Source organism: Pseudomonas sp. GW456-L13, assembly GCF_017350115.1.
GTDB classification, from domain to species: domain Bacteria; phylum Pseudomonadota; class Gammaproteobacteria; order Pseudomonadales; family Pseudomonadaceae; genus Aquipseudomonas; species Aquipseudomonas jessenii.
The window spans coordinates 2,042,295-2,063,273 of sequence record NZ_JACNAS010000002.1; the positions used below are offsets into that span (position 1 = coordinate 2,042,295).

At 60.9% G+C, this 20,979-nt stretch carries 18 protein-coding genes and 1 riboswitch; of the genes, 10 read left to right on the forward strand and 8 right to left on the reverse strand.

The window, feature by feature from the left end; translation table 11 throughout:
- Positions 1-12 precede the first annotated feature (12 nt).
- The 3 genes from metK (at position 13) to J4D25_RS23475 (ending at position 3,655) form a co-directional block, all read left to right on the forward strand.
- Complete coding sequence (metK, locus tag J4D25_RS23465; RefSeq protein ID WP_008050251.1) at positions 13-1,203, forward strand: methionine adenosyltransferase; 1,191 nt, start codon at positions 13-15, stop codon at positions 1,201-1,203.
- Between the two features lie 281 nt (positions 1,204-1,484).
- Positions 1,485-3,164, forward strand: a complete 1,680-nt coding sequence (ligB, locus tag J4D25_RS23470; protein WP_057712961.1) for an NAD-dependent DNA ligase LigB — start codon at positions 1,485-1,487, stop codon at positions 3,162-3,164.
- 95 nt (positions 3,165-3,259) lie between these two features.
- The gene (locus J4D25_RS23475; RefSeq protein ID WP_057712960.1) at positions 3,260-3,655 is read left to right on the forward strand and encodes a DUF1090 domain-containing protein; all 396 of its coding nucleotides are present in this window, start codon (positions 3,260-3,262) and stop codon (positions 3,653-3,655) included.
- A gap of 168 nt (positions 3,656-3,823) precedes the next feature.
- Here the strand turns inward: J4D25_RS23475 and J4D25_RS23480 are convergent, their stop codons facing one another.
- Positions 3,824-4,273 (reverse strand): cytochrome c, encoded by a 450-nt coding sequence (locus J4D25_RS23480; protein ID WP_057712959.1) that lies wholly within the window; start codon positions 4,271-4,273, stop codon positions 3,824-3,826.
- Positions 4,274-4,401: 128 nt separating this feature from the next.
- Here J4D25_RS23480 and J4D25_RS23485 point away from each other — a divergent pair, with 128 nt between their 5' ends.
- Complete coding sequence (locus tag J4D25_RS23485) at positions 4,402-5,586, forward strand: murein transglycosylase A (RefSeq protein ID WP_057712958.1); 1,185 nt, start codon at positions 4,402-4,404, stop codon at positions 5,584-5,586.
- Between the two features lie 116 nt (positions 5,587-5,702).
- Here the strand turns inward: J4D25_RS23485 and J4D25_RS23490 are convergent, their stop codons facing one another.
- On the reverse strand, positions 5,703-6,086 hold the full coding sequence (locus J4D25_RS23490; RefSeq protein ID WP_057712957.1) for an MAPEG family protein: 384 nt from the start codon (positions 6,084-6,086) through the stop codon (positions 5,703-5,705).
- A gap of 31 nt (positions 6,087-6,117) precedes the next feature.
- Positions 6,118-6,951 (reverse strand): EamA family transporter, encoded by an 834-nt coding sequence (locus J4D25_RS23495; protein WP_057712956.1) that lies wholly within the window; start codon positions 6,949-6,951, stop codon positions 6,118-6,120.
- Between the two features lie 317 nt (positions 6,952-7,268).
- Between J4D25_RS23495 and J4D25_RS23500 the strand changes: the two genes are divergently transcribed.
- Positions 7,269-8,438, forward strand: a complete 1,170-nt coding sequence (locus J4D25_RS23500) for an MFS transporter (RefSeq protein ID WP_057712955.1) — start codon at positions 7,269-7,271, stop codon at positions 8,436-8,438.
- 3 nt (positions 8,439-8,441) lie between these two features.
- On the opposite strand, the gene J4D25_RS23505 is transcribed toward J4D25_RS23500, so the two are convergent.
- Together J4D25_RS23505 and J4D25_RS23510 are read right to left on the reverse strand one after the other, a co-directional pair.
- On the reverse strand, positions 8,442-9,338 hold the full coding sequence (locus tag J4D25_RS23505) for a formate/nitrite transporter family protein (protein ID WP_057712954.1): 897 nt from the start codon (positions 9,336-9,338) through the stop codon (positions 8,442-8,444).
- 154 nt (positions 9,339-9,492) lie between these two features.
- On the reverse strand, positions 9,493-9,894 hold the full coding sequence (locus J4D25_RS23510; RefSeq protein WP_008019918.1) for an acyl-CoA thioesterase: 402 nt from the start codon (positions 9,892-9,894) through the stop codon (positions 9,493-9,495).
- Between the two features lie 197 nt (positions 9,895-10,091).
- Positions 10,092-10,194: riboswitch (S-adenosyl-L-homocysteine riboswitch) on the forward strand.
- A 23-nt stretch (positions 10,195-10,217) separates the two neighbouring features.
- On the opposite strand from J4D25_RS23510, the gene ahcY reads away from it, so the two are divergent.
- The 4 genes from ahcY to J4D25_RS23530 all read left to right on the forward strand — a co-directional run bounded on the left by ahcY (position 10,218) and on the right by J4D25_RS23530 (position 15,731).
- Positions 10,218-11,627 (forward strand): adenosylhomocysteinase, encoded by a 1,410-nt coding sequence (gene ahcY, locus J4D25_RS23515; RefSeq protein WP_057712953.1) that lies wholly within the window; start codon positions 10,218-10,220, stop codon positions 11,625-11,627.
- A 158-nt stretch (positions 11,628-11,785) separates the two neighbouring features.
- Complete coding sequence (gene metF, locus J4D25_RS23520) at positions 11,786-12,631, forward strand: methylenetetrahydrofolate reductase [NAD(P)H] (protein ID WP_057712952.1); 846 nt, start codon at positions 11,786-11,788, stop codon at positions 12,629-12,631.
- Between the two features lie 193 nt (positions 12,632-12,824).
- Positions 12,825-13,640, forward strand: coding sequence for an ABC transporter substrate-binding protein (locus tag J4D25_RS23525; RefSeq protein ID WP_057712951.1), 816 nt, complete (start codon positions 12,825-12,827; stop codon positions 13,638-13,640).
- 222 nt (positions 13,641-13,862) lie between these two features.
- Positions 13,863-15,731, forward strand: a complete 1,869-nt coding sequence (locus J4D25_RS23530; RefSeq protein WP_057712950.1) for a DEAD/DEAH box helicase — start codon at positions 13,863-13,865, stop codon at positions 15,729-15,731.
- Positions 15,732-15,909: 178 nt separating this feature from the next.
- Here the strand turns inward: J4D25_RS23530 and J4D25_RS23535 are convergent, their stop codons facing one another.
- The 3 genes from J4D25_RS23535 to J4D25_RS23545 all read right to left on the reverse strand — a co-directional run bounded on the left by J4D25_RS23535 (position 15,910) and on the right by J4D25_RS23545 (position 19,342).
- Positions 15,910-16,497 carry a YceI family protein gene (locus tag J4D25_RS23535; protein WP_057712949.1) on the reverse strand — a complete coding sequence of 196 codons (588 nt, stop codon included), beginning with the start codon at positions 16,495-16,497 and terminating at the stop codon, positions 15,910-15,912.
- Positions 16,498-16,529: 32 nt separating this feature from the next.
- Positions 16,530-17,081: a cytochrome b gene (locus tag J4D25_RS23540; RefSeq protein ID WP_057712948.1), complete on the reverse strand. Its 552-nt coding sequence runs from the start codon at positions 17,079-17,081 to the stop codon at positions 16,530-16,532.
- A 512-nt stretch (positions 17,082-17,593) separates the two neighbouring features.
- Positions 17,594-19,342 (reverse strand): flavin monoamine oxidase family protein, encoded by a 1,749-nt coding sequence (locus tag J4D25_RS23545; RefSeq protein ID WP_057712947.1) that lies wholly within the window; start codon positions 19,340-19,342, stop codon positions 17,594-17,596.
- 223 nt (positions 19,343-19,565) lie between these two features.
- On the opposite strand from J4D25_RS23545, the gene J4D25_RS23550 reads away from it, so the two are divergent.
- Entirely contained in the window at positions 19,566-20,972 is a 1,407-nt protein-coding gene (locus J4D25_RS23550; protein ID WP_057712946.1) for an adenosylmethionine--8-amino-7-oxononanoate transaminase, read from the forward strand.
- Positions 20,973-20,979: the final 7 nt, after the last annotated feature.

A 20,979-nucleotide genomic window follows, 5' to 3' on the forward strand; every position in this document is an offset into this window, starting at 1 on the left:
GAAAACATCGAGATGAGCGAATACTCCCTTTTCACCTCCGAGTCCGTGTCTGAAGGGCATCCGGACAAAATCGCCGACCAGATTTCTGATGCGGTGCTGGACGCCATCATTGCTGAAGACAAGTTCGCCCGTGTGGCGTGCGAGACTCTGGTGAAAACGGGCGTGGCGATCATCGCAGGCGAAGTCACCACTTCCGCCTGGGTTGACCTGGAGCAGATCGTTCGTGACGTGATCACCAACATCGGCTACACCAGCTCCGACGTCGGCTTCGACGGCGCGACCTGCGGCGTGATGAACATCATCGGCAAGCAGTCCCCTGACATCAACCAGGGTGTCGACCGTGCCAAGCCTGAAGATCAGGGCGCCGGCGACCAGGGCCTGATGTTCGGCTACGCCAGCAATGAAACCGACGTGCTGATGCCTGCACCGATCACCTTCTCGCACCAGCTGGTACAGCGCCAGGCCGAAGCCCGTAAATCCGGCCTGCTGCCTTGGCTGCGCCCGGACGCCAAGTCGCAAGTGACCTGCCGTTACGAAAACGGCAAGGTTGTCGGTATCGATGCCGTCGTTCTGTCGACCCAGCACAACCCGGAAGTGTCGTACAACGACCTGCGCGAAGGCGTGATGGAGCTGATCGTCAAGCACGTGCTGCCTGCCGAACTGCTGAGCAAGGACACCCAGTTCCACATCAACCCGACCGGCCAGTTCATCATCGGCGGCCCAGTGGGTGACTGCGGTCTGACCGGTCGCAAGATCATCGTCGACAGCTACGGCGGCATGGCCCGTCACGGCGGTGGCGCGTTCTCCGGTAAAGATCCATCGAAGGTTGACCGTTCGGCGGCCTACGCCGGTCGTTACGTGGCCAAGAACATCGTTGCCGCCGGCCTGGCCGAGCGTTGCGAGATTCAGGTGTCCTACGCCATCGGCGTTGCCCAGCCGACTTCGATCTCGCTGAATACCTTCGGTACCGGCAAGATCAGCGATGACAAGATCGTCAAACTGGTCCGCGAAGTGTTCGACCTGCGTCCATACGCGATCACCACCATGCTCGACCTGCTGCACCCGATGTATCAGGAAACCGCTGCGTACGGCCACTTCGGTCGCACCCCGGCGACCAAGACCGTTGGTGACGACACCTTCACCACGTTCACCTGGGAAAAAACCGACCGCGCCGACGCCCTGCGTTCTGCTGCCGGCCTGTAAGATTCCCCCGCAACACCCGAAGCCCCGCACGGTTCGCGCCCTGCGGGGTTTTTTATTGCCTTGCGCTTGAGACCGCGTGGCCGCCTTCGCGAGCAGGCTCGCTCCCAGAGTTGATCTTTGGTGTGACAAAGATCCATGGGCAAACGCAATTCCCTGTGGGAGCGAGCTTGCTCGCGATGAGGCCAGCACAACCACCAGAAATACCCGGCAAAACACCCCCTCGCTGCGCCAACTGATACTGACCTAGCCTTCACGCACCTCACCGAGCAAGGACGCTCAAGATGCTTCCCGACCTGCGCCTGTTTTTCGCCGCTCTACTGACCTTTGCCTACCTGACCGCCAGCGCCGCCGAGTGCCCGGACTGGCCACCAGAACGCGCCCGGAACGAAGTCGGCAAACTGCAACAACAAATCGACCTCTGGGACGACAGCTATCACCGCCAGGGCCGCTCACTGGTCGCCGATGAACTCTACGACCAGTCCCGCGCGCGACTCACCCAATGGCGCCACTGCTTTAACCTGAGCCCGCCCGCAGCCCCCTTGCGCACTGCGCGCGGCACGCTGCCCCACCCCATCGCCCACACCGGCCTGGACAAACTGCACGATCAGCCCGCCGTGGAAAAATGGCTGCGTGACCGGGTCGACGTCTGGGTCCAGCCTAAAATCGATGGCGTGGCGGTGACCCTGGTTTATCGCAGCGGCCTGTTGGCCCAGGCAATCAGCCGCGGCGACGGCGAAAGCGGCCAGGACTGGACGGTTCCTGCGCGGCAGATTCCGGCCATCCCGCAACGGCTATCTCAGGCCCGGGACTTGATCGTGCAAGGCGAACTGTATTGGCGCCTGACCGATCACGTGCAGGCCCGGGCCGGTAGCCTCAATGCTCGTGGCTCGGTGGCCGGTCTGATGGCACGCAAGGTCTTGAGCGCCGAACAGGCCGCCGGCATCGACCTGTTTGTCTGGGACTGGCCCCAAGGACCGGCGAGCGTACCCGAGCGTGCCGCGGTGCTGACTGCGCTGGGCTTCCCGAGTACCACTGCATACAGCCAGCCCATCGCCTCCGTCATTGATGCCGAACGCTGGCGCGAGCACTGGTATCGTTCCCCCTTGCCCTTTGCCAGCGACGGCATCGTCCTGCGCCAGAATCAGCGCCCAGCCGCCGAACGCTGGCAGGCCAGGTCACCCTACTGGGCCATCGCCTGGAAATACCCCTTCGCCCAGGCACTGGCCGAAGTCCGCCAGGTTCACTTCAAAATCGGCCGGACCGGGCGGATCACTCCGGTTCTTGAACTGACCCCGGTAAAGCTCGATGACCGGCAGATCAAGCACGTCAGCGTCGGTTCGTTGCAACGCTGGCAGACGCTGGACATCCGCCCGGGTGACCAGGTCGCCATCAGCCTGGCCGGGCTGACCATTCCCAGGCTCGATAGGGTTGTATTGCGCAGCAGCGAACGCGCCGAATTGAACGCGCCGCGGGCAGAGGACTTTCATTCATTGAGTTGCTGGCAACCGACTCCGGGCTGTGAGAGCCAGTTTCTTGCGCGCCTGACCTGGCTCAGCAGCAAACAAGGCCTGGCGCTGCCCAATGTGGGTCCGGGCACCTGGGAAAAACTTCTTGCAACAGGTCGGCTGAACGGTCTGTTGGATTGGTTGACCCTCGATGCCCAAGAGCTTGCTACCATTGACGGTTTCGGCGAGCGCAGCGCGGCTCGTCTTGCAGACAGCTTCAACCGAGCCCGGCAACGCCCGTTCGCGCACTGGCTGAAAGCCTTGGGATTACCGCCGACAGGTCAGGCGCATCTCGGCGATTCATGGCTGGTACTGGCGCAGCGAGACATCGAACAATGGCGGGCCGAGGCCGATATCGGGCCAGGGCGCGCGGCGCAACTGAGCGCTTTTTTCCGCGATCCGCAGGTACTGGGCTTGAGTGAAACGTTACGTGATGCGGGGATTGACGGCTTTTAGTTGTCGGCCCTGCGCCCAGCGGGAACCACAAGGGACCGCTGGGCTCCAACAGCCATTGCCACAGTGGTCTGCTTGCTTTCCTACATGGAGCTTTTATGAAATTTCTTTCACCGCTCGCCCTGTTGACCCTTTGCAGCGTGCTGGCCACCCCGTTGATGGCGGATGAGGAAGCGCCGGGGCTGACCGGTTGCGCCGCCAAGAAGCAAGGCATCGTCAACCAGATCGAATTGGCCAAGGTCCACGGCAACGCCGACCAGCAGGCAGGCCTGGAAAAGGCCTTGAGCGAAGTCGAAGCGAACTGCACCGACGCCTCGCTGAAGAAGGAACGGGAAAACAAGGTGCTCGACGCCAAGCACGAAGTCAGCAAGCGTCAGGCAGACCTCGACAAGGCCATGAGCAAAGGCGATCCCGACAAGATCAACAAGCGCAAAGACAAACTCGCCGATGCCCGCAAGGAATTGCAGAACGCACTCGATGAGTTGGATAAGTAACGCAGCAGTTTTTTTGTGGCGAGGGGGGCTTGCCCCCGTTGGACTGCGAAGCAGTCCCAAAATCGCTGAACCGAACTCAGTCAGATATACCTGACAGTTCAAACAAACGACGGCTACGCCGTCGAACGGGGGCAAGCCCCCTCGCCACAGGTCATGCGTAGCGCCGAATCAATGATCCCGAAACGCCTTATGACAAGCACTGCAAGCATCTTCGACTTTCTGTACCGCCGGCCCCAGGTTGCTGGCCTTGTAGGGTTGGACCTGGCTGGCGATCACCAATTCACCGGTGGCGCTTTCAAGGTCGCGGGCCATTGCCTGAAAGCGTGTCTGTTGCTCCCAGACATCGCTCTTGGCGCTGGTGTGATCCTCCTCGCGCACTTGCGGAAAATGCTGCCACGGCTCACGGGACAACGCATCGAGTTTCACCGCACCTTCGGCGAACTTCGGGCCATCGAAGGCAATGCGCCCACGCAACATGCCGCCCAGGTCTTCGCCAGTCTTGAGCATCTGCTTGAAAATGGCCTTGCGCTGGCCGAGCGGCGAGTTGGGGTCGATACCGCCACAAGCGGACAGCGTCAGGCAGGCCAGCAATACAACAGAAAGTCTTTTAAGAGTCATGGTGGCTTCAGGTCACGGGAAACGGCGGCCAGTATCCTCGCGTCATCGGCAAAGACCAATAGCCCTATTATCAATAAGGGTTGCTTGAGCGCATGGAGCGCTCAGGCAACCGGCAAAGGAATCACTCCATGAACAGCCGTTTCAACGCGTGGCGTCACCGCCTGGCCTGGACCCTGCCGATGGTGGCCCTGCTCGCAGGCTGCACCGGTGGCGACAACCAACAACCGAAAACCCACGCCCTGGCCACCTACTCCAGCGCCACATGGGAAGCGCTGCCGGCGGTGTCCGACAGCGACCTGGTCGCCGGTTTCGGTTCCTGGCGCAGCGCCTGTACCCGACTCAAGGCCGATCCGGTCTGGGGTGGCACGTGCGCAGCGGCTGTCAACGTGCCGCAAACCGCCAGCGACATTCGCGGCTTTCTCAAACAGAACCTCGATGTCTATGGCCTGCGCGCCGCCAACGACAACCCCAACGGCCTGATAACCGGCTACTACGAACCGGTCTATCCCGGGAGCCTGACCCAGACCGGCGCTGCCAATGTCCCGGTCTATGGCGTCCCCGAGGACATGATCATCGTCGCCCTCGACAGCATTTACCCGGAACTCAAGGGCAAACGCCTGCGCGGTCGACTCGAAGGTCGCGTGCTCAAGCCATACGACGATGCGGCAGCCATCGAAAGCAAAGGGGTCAATGCGCCGGTCGTGGCCTGGCTGACCGATCCGATGAACCTGCAGTTCCTGCAAATCCAGGGTTCGGGTCGTATCCAGCTCGACAATGGTCGCCAGTTGCGCATTGCCTACGCCGATCAGAACGGCCACCCGTATCGACCGATCGGCCGCTGGCTGGTGGAACAGGGCGAATTGAAAAAAGAAGACGTGACCATGGGCGCCATCAGCACCTGGGCCAAGGCCAATCCATCGCGGATTCCCGAACTGCTCGGCAGCAACCCCAGTTATGTGTTCTTCACCCGCAACCCGGACAGCAACGAAGGTCCGCGCGGCTCGCTGAACGTACCGTTGACCGCCGGTTACAGCGCGGCGGTGGATCGCAAGGTGATTCCGCTGGGCAGCCTGTTGTGGCTGTCCACCACCAGACCGGACGGCACGGCCCTGGTTCGCCCCGTGGCAGCACAGGACACCGGCGGCGCCATTGCCGGCGAGGTTCGGGCGGATCTGTTCTGGGGCACCGGGGATGCGGCCGGGCAACTGGCCGGGGACATGAAACAGCAGGGGCAGATCTGGATGCTCTGGCCCAAAGGCGCGACGTTGCCGCAAGTGCCGCAGGTGGCGGATGCCGAGAAGACCAAGCCCTGAGGCGAGTGTTGACCGTTAGATAGCTTTCGCGAGCAGGCCCGCTCCTACACTGGAACGCACACTCCTGTGGGAGCGAGCTTGCTCGCGATGAGGCCGGCAAAAACCCTGAAGATCTGTCAGGCTGACACCACAAAGAAACTCACGATCAACCCCATCCCCACGAACCACATCAACGACCGCAGCGTCGCCCAGTCCGCCAGATAGCAAATGATGTAGAGCAGCCGGCTGGTAATGAACAGCACGGCCAGCACATTGATCGTCACCAGTTCGGCATTACCGGCCAGATGCGCCACGATCACCGCCGCAGCGAACGCCGGGGTCACTTCAAAACTGTTCAGTTGCGCCGCATTCGCGCGCCTGCCCAAGCCTTCCAGCGAATCGAGAAAGTCCCGGGGATCATGGTTGTCTCTCAACCTGAACCCGCCACTGATCTTGGCCACGCCCACACACACATACGGCAGGAAAATCGCGATCAAAATGCACCACAGAGCAACCGTCATAAAGCAGTCCCTTCTTCACGTTTCAGAACAGTCAAAATTTCATGACCAATATACCGATCAGCACCAGCCCACAGGCCAAGAGGCGCGGCCCGCCAAAAGGCTCTTTCAGGTAACGCATGCCAAACAGCACTACCAGAATTACGCTGATCTCGCGCAACGCCGCCGCTTCTGCAATCGAGCCCAGCTGCATCGCCCACAGCACCAGAGCGTAGCTGAACAACACGCAGAACCCGACGGCCAGGCCCAGTCGCCACTGCTCGCGCCAGAACAACATGAACGCGGGTCGTTTGCGCACCAACGCCAACAGCGGAAACGGCCAGGCACTGAGCAAGGTGACCCAGACCAGATAGTCCAGTGGATGGGACCAGCGCCGCAATGCCTGCCCGTCAATGTAGGTGTAGCAACCGATGCACAGGCCGATCAGCGCCACCACCGGCAACATCGACCAGGGCAAACGCGCACCACCGCCGCCCTGCCAGAGCAGGCACAGCATGCCGAACGGGATCAACAGGATTCCGAAAATCTGCTGATGGGTCAGCACTTCCCCGGCAAAGATCAGCGTCAGCGCCAGCACCACCAACGGTGACAGGCCGCGCATCAATGGATAGACCAGCCCGAGGTCGCCGACCCGATAGGCCTGGATCAGCAAATAGCGATAGAGCAACTCGAACGCCGCCGACGCCAGGATCCACGGCCAGATCTCCAGTGGCGGCACGCTCAGGAACGGCAGCATCAGCACGACAAAGAGCAGCGCCACGCTGTCCATGCAGGCCACTACCAACAGCCGCTCCGCACTGAACTTGATCAGGGTATTCCACGCCGCATGCAACAGCGCCGCCACCAACACCAACGCCGTCGCAAGCACGGCCTACTCCTTTTGTTGTCTCCACGATCCCCGTAGGAGCGAGCTTGCTCGCGAAAAATGTGAGGGCACCGCAGCCAACCGGTGAATACACGTCTTCGTTCACGTTCATCGCGAGCGAGCTCGCTCCTACAGGGGCCGGGTAGAGAATTGATTCGCCATATTTCACTGTCTGTTTATACTGCAAGCGACCACGCCGCACTCAGTTGCGCACAAACTAATTCCAATAAAAATCCTGCCCGGCCCGCTCTCGTCGAGAACGGTCGTCGGCCTGCGTATGCCTGATCACAGCGTCAAGACTACCGACAGAGACCTTGCGCATGCCACTCGCTTTGCTTGCCCTCGCCGTTGCCGCCTTCGGCATCGGCACCACCGAATTCGTCATCATGGGTCTTTTGCCCGATGTCGCCCGCGACCTCGGCGTGAGCATTCCCGACGCCGGATTACTGATCACCGGCTACGCCCTGGGCGTGGTGTTCGGTGCACCGATCCTCGCGGTCGGCACCGCCAACATGCCGCGCAAGGCCACGTTGTTGGGCATGACGCTGATGTTCATCCTCGGCAACATGCTCTGCGCGCTGGCGCCAAACTACGCCACGCTGATGGCCGCGCGCGTGATCACGGCACTGTGCCACGGCGCATTTTTCGGCATTGGTTCGGTGGTGGCCGCCGGGCTGGTGGCCCCCAACAAAAGGGCTCAGGCGATTGCCATGATGTTCACCGGCCTGACCCTGGCCAACGTGCTCGGCGTGCCACTGGGTACCGCACTCGGGCAATACGCAGGCTGGCGCTCGACCTTCTGGGCTGTGTCGGTGATCGGGGTGCTGGCGGCGATTGCGCAATGGGTCTGGCTGCCGAAAAACATCGCGATGGATAAAGCCAACCTGGCCAGCGAGTTCAAGGTACTGGGCAAGGCCAACGTACTGCTGGCCCTGGGCATGAGTGTACTGGCCTCGACCAGCCTGTTCAGTGTGTTCACTTACATTGCGCCGATCCTGCAGGACATCACCGGTGTCAGCCCCCACGGCGTCACCATCATGCTGCTGTTGTTCGGTGTGGGCTTGACCGCCGGCAGCATGCTCGGTGGTCGTCTGGCGGACAGCCGCTTGCTGCCTTCGCTGGTGGGCATGGCGCTGGCGGTGCTGGTGGTACTGGCGGCATTCACGCAAACCAGTCACTCGGTCATCCCGGCGGCCATCACACTGGTGTTGTGGGGGACGTTTGCCTTTGCCTTGTGCCCGATCCTGCAACTGCTGATCATCGATCAGGCCTTTGAGGCACCAAACCTGGGTTCGACCTTGAACCAGAGCGCCTTCAACCTCGGCAACGCCGCCGGGGCATGGATTGGCGGGCTGGTTGTGGCCAGCGGTGCCGATCTGGCGGACTTGCCCTGGACCGGTGCACTGGTCAGCGGACTGACCGTGCTGACCGCACTGTTTTTCATCTATCGCCAGCGTCGCGGTGCGGCTGCGCTTGATGCGGTGGGCTGAGGATCAGCTTGATGGTTTTTTGATTTTCTGCGGATCGGGCGCTTCGCTCTGATCCGTAGATTTTTTCGGCGGCCCGCTTTCGCTGCGAATCTGCGCATGGCTGATCAGCGCGAAAATAAAACTGCCACCGATGATGTTCCCCGCCAGCGTCGGCCCGGCGAACACCAGCCAGAAATCACTCCACGGCAACTCGCCGGCAAATACCAGATACGAAACCTCCAGCGAACCGACCACGATGTGGGTGAAATCCCCCAGCGCCATGAGGTAGGTGATGAGGATGATGATCCACATCTTGGCGCTCTCCATGGACGGGATCATCCAGACCATGGTGGCGATCATCCATCCGGAAATGATGCCCTTGGCGAACATCTGGCTGGCGTGGTTTTCCATGACCTTGCGGCCGATATCGAGGAAGGCGACATCGGTCTTGCTGTCGAAAATCGGCAGTTCCAGCATCACGTACGCCACCAGCAAGGTGCCACAGAGGTTGCCGACCAGCACCACCGTCCACAGCCGTAGCAGCCGGCCGAAGTTGGCCAGCGTCGGTTTGGTCATTACCGGCAACACGGCGGTCAGGGTGTTTTCGGTGAACAGTTGCTGGCGAGCGAGGATCACCGCGAGGAAACCGGCGCAATAACCGAAACTCGCGATCACCTTGAATCCTTCGCCATCCGGAAGACGTGAATTGAGCAAGCCCATGCCCATCAGCGACAGCCCCATGGTCAACCCCGCCGCGAGCGCCGACCACCACAACGCGGCAATGCTGCGCTCCAGTTCCTGGTCGCCCTGGGTACGGATGATCTCGTGCAGCACCGCGGCACGGGGTGGCTGGCTCTTTTCGACTTCGTGTTCTTCTTGCGCCGAAAGGTTCGGGGTCTTGCCGTCTTGTGCCGAGTTCATGGGATGCGCAACCGGTGGCGGGCTATTCAGCTATGACCTGTGCAGCGGGGATTCCGTTCTGTAGGAGCGAGCCTGCTCGCGATGGACTTGAGAGCACCACTGGGTGTCAGGTACCCAGTGTTATCGTTAACGACCATCGCGAGCAGGCTCGCTCCTACACGCTGGCGTCGTCCTTGAACTGGTCCTTGACGTACTTGATCTCGGTCCGGCCGTGAGGCGCCGGCAAGCCGTCTTCACCGAGGTTCACGAACACCATTTTTTCAACGGTGAGGATGCTCTTGCGGGTGATCTTGTTGCGCACCTCGCACGTCAGGGTGATCGAAGTGCGGCCGAACTCGGTCGCCGTGATGCCCAGTTCGATGATGTCGCCCTGGCGCGAGGCGCTGACGAAATTGATTTCTGAAATGTACTTGGTGACCACACGCTGGTTGCCCAACTGAACGATGGCGTAGATCGCCGCCTCTTCGTCGATCCAGCGCAGCAGGCTACCGCCGAACAGCGTGCCGTTAGGGTTGAGGTCTTCGGGTTTTACCCATTTGCGGGTGTGGAAATTCATGTTCACTCCTGAGCGTCTTGCCGAATGATGCCGACCATCATGGCAGAGCCCGACCTAGAGCTCTATTGAGCATCGTCTATGGTCTCGATTACCGTTCGGACATTGACCGACAGAAACGCTTTGGAAGATCGGCATAGCCCGCTATAATCGCCACCGTTTCAAAACGGTCATCTTCAATTGCTACCGTTTCCCGCCACCTGTCCGAGGGGCGCTGCAGCAGGTTTGACCTGTCAGGCTCGGATGGGGCGTTGCCTGGCCTTCACTGGCTGGACACTAAACGCACAACGGCGCCCATTCGCATACATTACGAATGGAGGCTCTTCATGAGCGCTGTTATCACGCCTGCAGATTTTAACGATTACAAAGTTGCCGACATGTCCCTGGCTGCCTGGGGCCGTCGCGAAACCATCATCGCCGAATCCGAAATGCCAGCCCTGATGGGTCTGCGCAACAAGTATTCCGCCGAGCAACCGCTCAAGGGCGCGAAGATCCTCGGCTGCATCCACATGACCATTCAGACTGCCGTGCTGATCGAAACCCTGGTTGCCCTGGGTGCCGAAGTACGCTGGTCGTCCTGCAACATTTTCTCGACTCAGGACCAGGCTGCTGCTGCCATCGCCGCTGCCGGCATCCCGGTTTTCGCCTGGAAAGGTGAAACCGAACAAGAGTACGAGTGGTGCCTGGAGCAGACCATCCTCAAAGATGGCGCGCCTTGGGATGCCAACATGATCCTCGACGACGGCGGTGACCTGACCGAGCTGCTGCACAAGAAGTACCCACAGGTTCTGGACCGCGTCCACGGCGTGACCGAAGAAACCACCACCGGCGTTCACCGCCTGCTGGACATGCTGGCCAAGGGCGAGCTGAGAATCCCGGCCATCAACGTCAACGACTCGGTGACCAAGAGCAAGAACGACAACAAGTACGGCTGCCGTCACAGCCTGAACGATGCGATCAAGCGCGGCACCGACCACCTTCTGTCCGGCAAGCAAGCGCTGGTCATCGGCTACGGCGACGTGGGCAAGGGTTCGGCCCAGTCCCTGCGTCAGGAAGGCATGATCGTCAAGGTTTCCGAAGTCGACCCGATCTGCGCCATGCAAGCCTGCATGGACGGTTTCGAAGTGGTTTCGCCGTTCATCGACGGTATCAACAACGGAACTGAAGCAAGCATCGACAAGGCATTGCTGGGCAAGATCGACCTGATCGTGACCACCACCGGTAACGTCAATGTTTGCGACTCGAACATGCTCAAGGCCCTGAAGAAGCGTGCCGTTGTCTGCAACATCGGCCACTTCGACAACGAAATCGACACCGCTTTCATGCGCAAGAACTGGGCATGGGAAGAAGTGAAGCCGCAGGTACACAAGATCCACCGTACCGGCGCTGGCGATTTCGACCCACAGAACGACGACTACCTGATCCTGCTGGCCGAAGGCCGTCTGGTTAACCTGGGTAACGCCACCGGCCACCCGAGCCGCATCATGGACGGTTCGTTCGCCAACCAGGTTCTGGCCCAGATCTTCCTGTTCGGCCAGAAGTACGCCGACCTGTCGCCAGCCCAGAAAGCCGAGCGCCTGACCGTTGAAGTACTGCCGAAAAAACTCGACGAAGAAGTGGCCCTGGAAATGGTCCGTGGCTTCGGCGGCGTAGTGACTCAACTGACCAAGACCCAGGCCGACTACATCGGCGTGACCGTTGAAGGTCCGTTCAAGCCGCACGCCTACCGCTACTGATAGACCGGCTTTTCCTGTGTAGGAGCGAGCTCGCTCGCGATGGACGTCAACGATAACGCGTGCTGTCTGGATGAACGCGTTGCCTTGATGTTTTTCGCGAGCAAGCTCGCTCCTACAGGGGGCCAGCGTCCGCCTTATGAGTTTCCAAGGATATGACCATGTCCCAAGAACGTCGCTACAGCTTCGAGTTCTTCCCTACGAAGACCGATGCTGGGCATGAAAAGCTGCTCGCCACTGCTCGCCAGCTGGCCATCTACAACCCCGATTTCTTCTCCTGCACCTACGGCGCCGGCGGTTCGACCCGCGATCGCACGCTGAACACCGTGCTGCAGCTCGAAAGCGAAGTCAAAATCCCTGCCGCTCCGCACCTGTCCTGCGTGGGCGATAGCAAGGACGACTTGCGCGGCCTGCTGGCCCAGTACAAGGCTGCCGGCATCAAGCGTATCGTCGCCCTGCGCGGTGACCTGCCTTCGGGCATGGGCATGGCCAGCGGTGAGTTGCGCCACGCCAATGACCTGGTTGAATTCATTCGTGAAGAAACCGGTGATCATTTCCACATCGAAGTCGCCGCTTACCCGGAAATGCATCCGCAAGCGCGCAATTTCGAAGACGATGTGGCCAACTTCGTGCGCAAGGCCAACGCTGGCGCCGACAGTGCGATCACCCAGTACTTCTTCAACGCCGACTGCTATTTCTACTTCGTCGAACGCGTGCGGGCGCTGGGCGTGAACATCCCGATCGTGCCGGGCATCATGCCGATCACCAACTACAGCAAGCTGGCGCGCTTCTCCGATGCCTGCGGTGCGGAAATCCCGCGCTGGATCCGCAAGCAACTGGAAGCCTATGGCGACGACACCCAGAGCATTCAGCGCTTTGGCGAACAGGTCATCACCGAGATGTGCGAACAACTGCTGCAGGGTGGCGCTCCAGGGCTGCACTTCTACACGCTGAACCAGGCTGAAGCGAGCCTGGCGGTGTGGAACAACCTGAAGTTGCCGCGTTAAAAAGTCGTTGAAGCACGATTAAAAGATCGCAGCCTGCGGCAGCGCCTACAACGGAATGTCAAATCCCGTAGGCGCTGTCGCAGGCTGCGATCTTTTTGCTTTCAACGCACTATTAATGTGCGGCAATCCACGGAGTTAGAGCATCTGCGGTCAGTTTCTGGCTCTTTCCGGTTTCTCGTCGTAATCTCAGCCTATGCCTTTGATCACGCAGTTAATCGCCGTGCTTGTCTTCACTTGCCTGAGCTTCGCCGCCCGGGGCGAGAAGCTGCGCATTGTCACGGAGCCTTGGGCGCCCTATGTGTACGAAGACAACGGCAAATCCCTGGGCCTGGACTACGAAACCACCGCCATTGTCTTCAAGCGCCTGGGCATCGAAGTGGAGTGGCAATTCCTGCCATGGAAACGCTGCTTGTCGATGCTTGAAACAGGCCAGGCCGACGGCGCCCTGGACATCTTTCACAGCGACGAACGCGAAGCGACGCTGCTCTACCCCAGCGAACCGCTCTCGGAAGTCCAGTTCGTGATGTTCTACGCCAATGACCGGCCCCACCCGTTTCGCAGCCTCGAAGACTTGCGCGGCCTGACCATCGGCACCTCGCCGGGTTACCTGTACAGCAAGGACTTCAGCGATTCGACGCAGTTCACCCGCGAGCCGGCCCCCACCCATGAAGCCAACTTCGGCAAACTGGTACGCGGGCGAATTGACCTGCTGATCACCGACCGCCGGGTCGGCCAGCATTTGCTCGACGAACTGGGCATCCGCGACAAGATCACCGAAAACCCCACGGTCATCAGCCAGCAAAGCCAGTTTCTCGCGGTGCGGCGCAATGCGGGCATGGATCTGCTGGTGCAGCGTTTCGGCGCCGAACTCAAGCGCTTCAAACGCGAGCCCGCCTACGCTGAACTGAGCGCCCGCTACGGCGCGGAACCGGCAGCCAGCGTGAAGTCTGAAAAGGCCACGGCCGCCACGGAAAAAACCGTTGAGCAGCAGGAAAGCGGCGCGCAGTGATAGCTCTGTTATACTCCGGCCTTCCCGCCAGGCTCACGCCCGGACGCTCGGAATCGTTAAAGGCATCTCAACCCCGCTACTGCGCAGCTTTCAGCCCGCGCGAGCGCTTGCAGACGAGCCTTCGAAACCCAGCAGGACCGGACGGGATTGCGTCCTCTTAAACGCCATTCGCGCCAGGCAAGACTCCCATTGGGCCAAGCCCTAACTAGAACAGGATTACTCATGTCCTTTGCTTCCCTCGGTCTCTCCGAGGCTTTAGTCCGCGCCATCGAGGCGGCGGGCTATACCGAGCCTACTCCGGTGCAACAGCGGGCCATTCCCGCCGTGTTGCAAGGTCGCGACCTGATGGTCGCGGCACAGACAGGTACTGGTAAAACCGGCGGTTTCGCCCTTCCGATCCTGGAGCGGTTGTTCCCCAACGGTCATCCGGACAAGTCCCAGCGTCACGGCCCGCGCCAACCGCGCGTACTGGTCCTGACCCCGACTCGCGAACTCGCCGCGCAAGTGCATGAAAGCTTCAAGGTCTATGCCCGTGACCTGAAGTTCGTCAGCGCCTGCATCTTCGGCGGTGTCGGCATGAACCCGCAGGTTCAGGCCATGTCCCGCGGCGTAGACGTGCTGGTGGCCTGCCCTGGCCGCCTGCTCGACCTGGCCGGCCAAGGCAGCGTCGATCTGTCCCACGTGGAAATCCTCGTGCTGGACGAAGCCGACCGCATGCTCGACATGGGCTTCGTCCATGACGTGAAAAAGGTCTTGGCCCGTCTGCCGGCCAAACGCCAGAACCTGCTGTTCTCGGCGACCTTCTCCAAGGACATCACCGACCTCGCCGGCAAGCTGCTGCACAACCCGGAACGCATCGAAGTCACGCCGCCAAACACCACGGTCGAGCGTATCGAACAGCGCGTATTCCGCCTGCCGGCCAGCCACAAGCGCGCTCTGCTGGCCCACCTGATCACCGCTGGCGCCTGGGAACAGGTACTGGTGTTCACCCGCACCAAGCACGGTGCCAACCGCCTGGCCGAGTACCTGGACAAGCACGGCCTGAGCGCCGTCGCGATCCACGGCAACAAGAGCCAAAACGCCCGCACCAAAGCCCTGGCCGACTTCAAGGCCGGCACTGTGCGCATCCTGGTGGCCACCGACATCGCCGCCCGCGGCCTGGACATCGACCAGTTGCCACATGTGGTCAACTTCGAACTGCCGAATGTCGATGAAGACTACGTACACCGTATCGGCCGTACCGGCCGTGCCGGTCGTTCGGGCGAGGCGATTTCGCTGGTAGCCCCGGACGAAGAAAAACTGCTGAAAAGCATCGAACGCATGACCAAGCAGAAAATCGCCGACGGCGACCTGATGGGCTTCGATGCAAGCACCATCGAGGCGGAAAAGCCTGAAGTGCGCGAGCGTCCGGACATGCGCAACCCGCGCAATCCACGTGGCCCGCGCGGCGACGGTCCGAACGGCAGCGGTGGCGGCGGTGGTCGCAAGGACAAAGGCAAGGACAAGGGCAAGGAAAAACCGGCCGGCGAACGCGGCGAGCGCCCGGCCCGTCAGCAGAAACCACGTGAAGGCACTCCGGCTCGCGAACAGCGTCCGTCGCAGCCTCCTCGTGCCGCCGCTGACCGCGCCCCGGACGAGTTCCTGGACGACGATATCGATAACTTCGGCAACCGCGTCGACTACGTGCCGCAACAGAAGCCTACGCAAGGCCGTGGCCGTCGCCCGGGTGCTCCGGCGCAAGGCACCGCGGCAGGTTCGGGCGCTCCACGTTCCGGCAAGCCACAAGGTCGCCAGAGCGGTCCGCGCAACAGCGATGGCGCCAGCACCGGCACCCCGCCAGCCAAGCGTAACGGCCCTCGCAGTGGCGCACCGCGCGACGGCCAGGCCCGTCGCGAAGATTCGCGCAATCGCCGGCCGGCCCGTGACGACCAGCCACGTTCGGAACCTGCCGTACAGAACCCGCGCGGCCCGGCGCCGAAGATCATGCACAAGGAGTCGAAGGCGGATCGCTTCCCGACACCTGAGCAGCTGGATCAACTGCCAAGCCGTCCTCGTGGTGAGAAGCCAGCGCTGCTGACCCGCAATCGCTGAGTTATCGCTGCAATGAAAAATGCCCCGGTTCGAAAGAGCCGGGGCATTTTTTTGATCAGTGCAAAAACCTGTGGGAGCGAGCTTGCTCGCGATGTTCGTCAACGATAACGCTGGAAGCCTGATGCTCCGCGGCGCTCTCAGGTCTATCGCGAGCAGGCTCGCTCCTACAGTCTCAGCATTACTTCGCTTTTACACCTTCAAAGGTCACGTACATCTCAACCGCATCGGACGATGGGCCCAGGTCTTTCTGCTTGCCGAAGTCGGAACGCTTGAGGCTGAAAGTACCCTCGAAGCCTGCACGGTAGCCGCCCCATGGATCCTTGCCTTCACCCAGGAAAGTAGCCTTGACCACGATTGGTTTGGTTACACCGAGGATAGTCAGGTCGCCAGCTACATCGGCAGTGTCCTTGCCAGCGGCGTTTTTGCCGGTGGGTTTGACGCTGGTGGAAACGAACGTGGCTTTGCTGGCGTTCAGGAAGTCTTTGCTGGAGATGTGCTTGTCACGCTCGGCGTTGTTGGTGAAAACGCTGGCGGTGTTCACGTTGAACTCGATCTTGCTGTCTTCAGGCTTGGCAGCGTCGAAGCTGAACTTGCCGTCGATGTCCTTGAAAGTACCGGTGATGAAGCTGTAGCCCAGGTGGCTGATCTTGAAGTCAACGAAGGCGTGCTGGCCTTCTTTGTCGACCACGTAGTCAGCGGCCATGGCGTTACCGGCGGACAACAGGGCGGAACTGATTGCCAGAGCGGCCAGAGTCTTTTTCAACATGCTTTGTTTTCCTTTGGAGTCGAGGTTGAACTTCAGGCTTTGCGACCCAGCATTCGCTTGAGGGTCACATCACGGTCGATAAAGTGGTGCTTCAATGCTGCCAACGCATGGAGGCCGGAAAAAATTACCAGCACCCACGCCAGGTAGAGGTGAATCACGCCAGCGGTATCTGCCTGGTCCGGCAGTCCGGATACCAGCGCAGGGACTTCAAACAAGCCAAACACCGGGATACCGACACCTTCGGCGGTGGAAATCAGGTAACCGGCAATCATCACAGCGAACAGACTGAGGTACAGAAAGCCATGGCCGAAATGGGCGCCCAAGCGCGTCATGCGGCTGTAGCTGGCCAGGGTTGGCGGCGGTGGGCTGATGAAGCGCCACAGCACCCGCAGCAGCATCACACCCAGCAACACCAGGCCGATACTCTTGTGCAGGTCCGGCGCGTCTTTGCGCCAGGTGCTGTAGTAGTCGAGCCCGACCATCCACAGCCCAAGCGCGAACAGACCGAAGACCGCCAGTGCCACAACCCAGTGAATGACGATACTGACCCAGCCATAGCGGGAGGTAGAGTTACGTAGCTGCATTGCCTAGATCCTGTAAGTGCTGGCCCAAGACTATCGAGTTATCTATCGAATTAAAGCGGAAAAATTTGCTTTGAAATATCGAAAAATGCGATCAAGAGTCTGAAGCCTGCGAGTTAAGGAAAGATTAAACGCGAAATTGTGAGAAAAAGTGAATACAAACCGGAGAACACCTGTATCAAAAGGTTTATTCGATTCTGGTCCAGGTTTTTCTCCAGGCAAAAAAAACGCGGCCCTTGAGCCGCGTTTTTTTCGCCTGAGCGTTGCTGAGCCTTGGTGTCAGTGGCCCCACTGCTCTCCGATTCAACATTTTTGACCGGTGCCGTCCTGGCAGGCTCCGCCCTCCCCGATCCAGACACCTGATGGCTGCCGCTTGTCATTTAGCTCCGAATCTTTTGTGAGAAGCTTCTGATGCATCGCAGCAGCATGTAGGACCGCACAGCCAAACCGGATGGTTGATATTTGATGGCAAAAAAAAGCGCGACCCTGGGGCCGCGCTTTTTTACACCTGAACGTTACTGAGCCTTGGTCACAGTGTCCGTCGCAGGTTTGGCCGCTGGCTTCTTCGCCGTCTCGGCTTTCTTAACCGGAGCCTTGGCCGGGGCCTTTTTCGTTTCGGTCTTGGCTGGGGCCTTGGCCGGTGCCTTCTTCGCAGGCTCGGTTTTCACCGGTGCCGCAGGCTTCGGTGGTTCGACCGGTGCCGGTGCAGCAACCGGTGCTGGAGCAGGTGCCGGAGTTGCCGGTGCTACCGGCTCAGGTGCCTTGACTGGCTCTGGTTTCTTCTCGTCATCCGAGCCGCCGAACAGGTTGCTGAAGAAATTGCCTTTCTTCGCCACCACCGCACCAGCGCCCGCCGCTGCGGCGGCCGGACCCACTTTCGCCGGTTCGAACGACTTGCCTGCCGCCAGGTCTTCAACCTGGCTGGCCGCACGCTGGCCAGTACGCAGCGCGCCTTCCAGGGTGCCCGGGTACAGGGTGTCGGTGTGTTCGCCAGCGAAGGCTACGCGCTGAATCGGGCGCTCCCACAGGCGCCAGAACTTGCTGATCTGGCCCGGGCCGAAGGCCAGGTAGGCACCGCCAGTCGACGGGTCGGTGCTGTAGCGACGGATTTCATAACCGGTGAACGAACCACGGGCCTGTGGATAAAAAGCGTGCAGGCGAATCAGTACCTGATCGGCCATCTGCTTGTCGCCGAACGCCTGCATGACGCGGGCGTTGTCGCCGGACAGGTTGATCACCACGTTGGCACCGCCCTTCAGGGCAGGCTCGACCCACAACATCCCCAGGCCGGTGTTGCTGTAGATCTCGCCGGACATACGCGCCTTGCTTTCCCACACCGGCGTCTTGAACTTGAGCATGATCTGGTCGCGCCAACCGTAGTTGGTGCCCTTGATCGCCGCCAGGTGCTGTGCGTCCAGCGCCGGGGTCATCTGGATCTTGTTCAGGGCGCGCAACGGCACAGCCAGCACCACGTAGTCGGCCTGGTAGCCGACGCTGCCGACCTTGACGGTGACGCCGTCCTTGTCCTGGCTGATGGCCGAGACCGGGGAAGCGGTCTTAATGGTTTTCAGCTGCTTGACGAAGGCCTGGGCCAGCACCGGGCTGCCACCAACCAGGCGCGAAGCACGCAGATCACGATCGGAGACGCCACGGTAGACGCGGCTCTGCTGCGCGAAGTACAGCAGCGACAAGCGCGAAGGTTCGTCGTAGCGGGTACGGATCTGCTGGTTGATCAACTGGCGGGCGGTGGCCGGCAGGTTCTGCTTGTCGAGCCAGCTCGACACGTTGATCTGATCCAGCGCGTGCAGGGTGTTGTTGGCGGCCGGGTTCAGCGGGTCGTCGATCGAGCGCGCCAGATCGTCCACGGTCTTGTCGAAACGCTTGAGCGCCTCGGCGGTGGCTGGCTGCTTGGTCGCCAGATCGGCGGCGGAGAAATACTCCCCATCGATCAGGTAGCTTGGGGTCCGCACGAATTCAGGGGCCGGCGTGGTGCTCAGCTTGAAGTTCGAGACGTACTTGTTCAGCACCGGCTGGGCCTTGTCATTGCCGATCCATTCGCTGGTGGCCATGCCGGAACGGCCGCCCAGGCTCGACTTGGCTTCCAGCAGCGTGACCTGCCAGCCCTTGTTCTGCAGCTCGTACGCGGCAGTCAGGCCCGACAGGCCGCCGCCGATCACGATCGCGGTTTTATCCTTGGCCAGCGCAGACACGCTGAACAGCCCCAACATCACCAGCGCACAGGCGCGCAGCCAACCGACAGACATTCAGCGAACTCCGGAATCACACGAGGAAAACAGTAGTTTTTGCGAGCCAGACGGCTCAAGAGCCGCGAAGGATACGTCAGCCTTCAGACGCCCGCCAGCAACGTCTATCGGCCTGTACAAAGTAGCTCATTCGACACAATGGGTTGTCCCCGCGGCACGCATTGCATAGGCTTGCGCGATTGTTTGTCCGCGCAGGTAACGGACCGCCTCCAGGAGAGTGAAAATGGGCCTGAATAATCAGTGGATGCAACGCGATCTCGCCGTGCTGTGGCATCCCTGCACCCAGATGAAAGATCACGAGCAACTGCCGCTGATCCCGATCAAGCGCGGGGAAGGCGTGTGGCTGGAAGACTTCGAAGGCAAACGCTACCTCGATGCGGTCAGCTCCTGGTGGGTCAATGTGTTCGGACACGCCAACCCGCGGATCAACCAGCGCATCAAGGACCAGGTCGACCAGCTCGAACATGTGATCCTGGCCGGCTTCAGTCATCAACCGGTGATCGAGTTGTCCGAGCGCCTGGTGAAGATGACGCCGGAAGGCCTGACCCGGTGCTTCTACGCCGATAACGGCTCGTCCTGCATCGAAGTCGCGCTGAAAATGAGCTTTCACTACTGGCTCAATCGCGGTCAGCCGAACAAGAAGCGCTTCGTCACCCTGACCAACAGCTACCACGGCGAAACCATGGCGGCGATGTCGGTGGGTGACGTGCCGCTGTTCACCGAGACCTACAAAGCGCTGTTGATGGACACCATCAAGGTGCCGAGCCCGGATTGCTACCTGCGCCCCGAAGGCATGAGCTGGGAAGAACACTCGCGCAACATGTTCGCCGCCATGGAGCAGACCCTGGCCGAAAACCACGACACGGTCGCGGCGGTGATCGTCGAGCCGCTGATCCAGGGCGCCGGTGGCATGCGCATGTACCACCCGGTGTACCTCAAATTGCTGCGAGAAGCCTGCGACCGCTACGGCGTGCACCTGATCCACGACGAAATCGCCGTCGGCTTCGGCCGCACCGGGACGATGTTCGCCTGCGAACAGGCTGGCATCCGCCCTGATTTCCTGTGCCTTTCCAAAGCCCTGACCGGCGGCTATCTGCCGCTGGCGGCGTGCATGACCACCGACGAGGTCTACAGCGCCTTCTACGACGACTACCCGACCCTGCGCGCCTTCCTGCACTCCCACAGCTACACCGGCAACCCGCTGGCGTGCGCGGCGGCCCTGGCGACCCTGGACATCTTCGAAGAAGACAACGTCATCGAGAACAACAAGGCCCTGGCGCAGCGCATGGCTACGTCGACGGCGCATCTGGTCGACCACCCGAACGTGTCCGAAGTGCGCCAGACGGGCATGGTGCTGGCCATCGAGATGGTCAAGGACAAGGCCAGCAAAGAGGCTTGGCCGTGGCAGGAACGCCGTGGTTTGAAGGTGTTCCAGCACGCCCTGGAGCGCGGTGCCTTACTGCGTCCATTGGGCAGCGTGGTGTATTTCCTGCCGCCGTATGTGATCACCCCGGAGCAGATCGACTTCCTTGCCGAAGTGGCCAGCGAAGGGATCGACATCGCGACCCGTGACAGCGTCAGCGTGGCGGTGCCGAAGGACTTCCACCCGGGGTTCCGTGATCCGGGCTGATGATGCG

What these genes read in the sequence shown, in the direction of transcription:
- metK (WP_008050251.1), top strand. Translation starts at nt 13, where the DNA reads ATGAGCGAATACTCCCTTTTCACCTCCGAGTCCGTGTCTGAAGGGCAT.
- ligB (WP_057712961.1), top strand. Translation starts at nt 1,485, where the DNA reads ATGCTTCCCGACCTGCGCCTGTTTTTCGCCGCTCTACTGACCTTTGCC.
- J4D25_RS23475 (WP_057712960.1), top strand. Translation starts at nt 3,260, where the DNA reads ATGAAATTTCTTTCACCGCTCGCCCTGTTGACCCTTTGCAGCGTGCTG.
- J4D25_RS23480 (WP_057712959.1), bottom strand. Translation starts at nt 4,273, where the DNA reads ATGACTCTTAAAAGACTTTCTGTTGTATTGCTGGCCTGCCTGACGCTG.
- J4D25_RS23485 (WP_057712958.1), top strand. Translation starts at nt 4,402, where the DNA reads ATGAACAGCCGTTTCAACGCGTGGCGTCACCGCCTGGCCTGGACCCTG.
- J4D25_RS23490 (WP_057712957.1), bottom strand. Translation starts at nt 6,086, where the DNA reads ATGACGGTTGCTCTGTGGTGCATTTTGATCGCGATTTTCCTGCCGTAT.
- J4D25_RS23500 (WP_057712955.1), top strand. Translation starts at nt 7,269, where the DNA reads ATGCCACTCGCTTTGCTTGCCCTCGCCGTTGCCGCCTTCGGCATCGGC.
- J4D25_RS23505 (WP_057712954.1), bottom strand. Translation starts at nt 9,338, where the DNA reads ATGAACTCGGCACAAGACGGCAAGACCCCGAACCTTTCGGCGCAAGAA.
- J4D25_RS23510 (WP_008019918.1), bottom strand. Translation starts at nt 9,894, where the DNA reads ATGAATTTCCACACCCGCAAATGGGTAAAACCCGAAGACCTCAACCCT.
- ahcY (WP_057712953.1), top strand. Translation starts at nt 10,218, where the DNA reads ATGAGCGCTGTTATCACGCCTGCAGATTTTAACGATTACAAAGTTGCC.
- metF (WP_057712952.1), top strand. Translation starts at nt 11,786, where the DNA reads ATGTCCCAAGAACGTCGCTACAGCTTCGAGTTCTTCCCTACGAAGACC.
- J4D25_RS23525 (WP_057712951.1), top strand. Translation starts at nt 12,825, where the DNA reads ATGCCTTTGATCACGCAGTTAATCGCCGTGCTTGTCTTCACTTGCCTG.
- J4D25_RS23530 (WP_057712950.1), top strand. Translation starts at nt 13,863, where the DNA reads ATGTCCTTTGCTTCCCTCGGTCTCTCCGAGGCTTTAGTCCGCGCCATC.
- J4D25_RS23535 (WP_057712949.1), bottom strand. Translation starts at nt 16,497, where the DNA reads ATGTTGAAAAAGACTCTGGCCGCTCTGGCAATCAGTTCCGCCCTGTTG.
- J4D25_RS23540 (WP_057712948.1), bottom strand. Translation starts at nt 17,081, where the DNA reads ATGCAGCTACGTAACTCTACCTCCCGCTATGGCTGGGTCAGTATCGTC.
- J4D25_RS23545 (WP_057712947.1), bottom strand. Translation starts at nt 19,342, where the DNA reads ATGTCTGTCGGTTGGCTGCGCGCCTGTGCGCTGGTGATGTTGGGGCTG.
- J4D25_RS23550 (WP_057712946.1), top strand. Translation starts at nt 19,566, where the DNA reads ATGGGCCTGAATAATCAGTGGATGCAACGCGATCTCGCCGTGCTGTGG.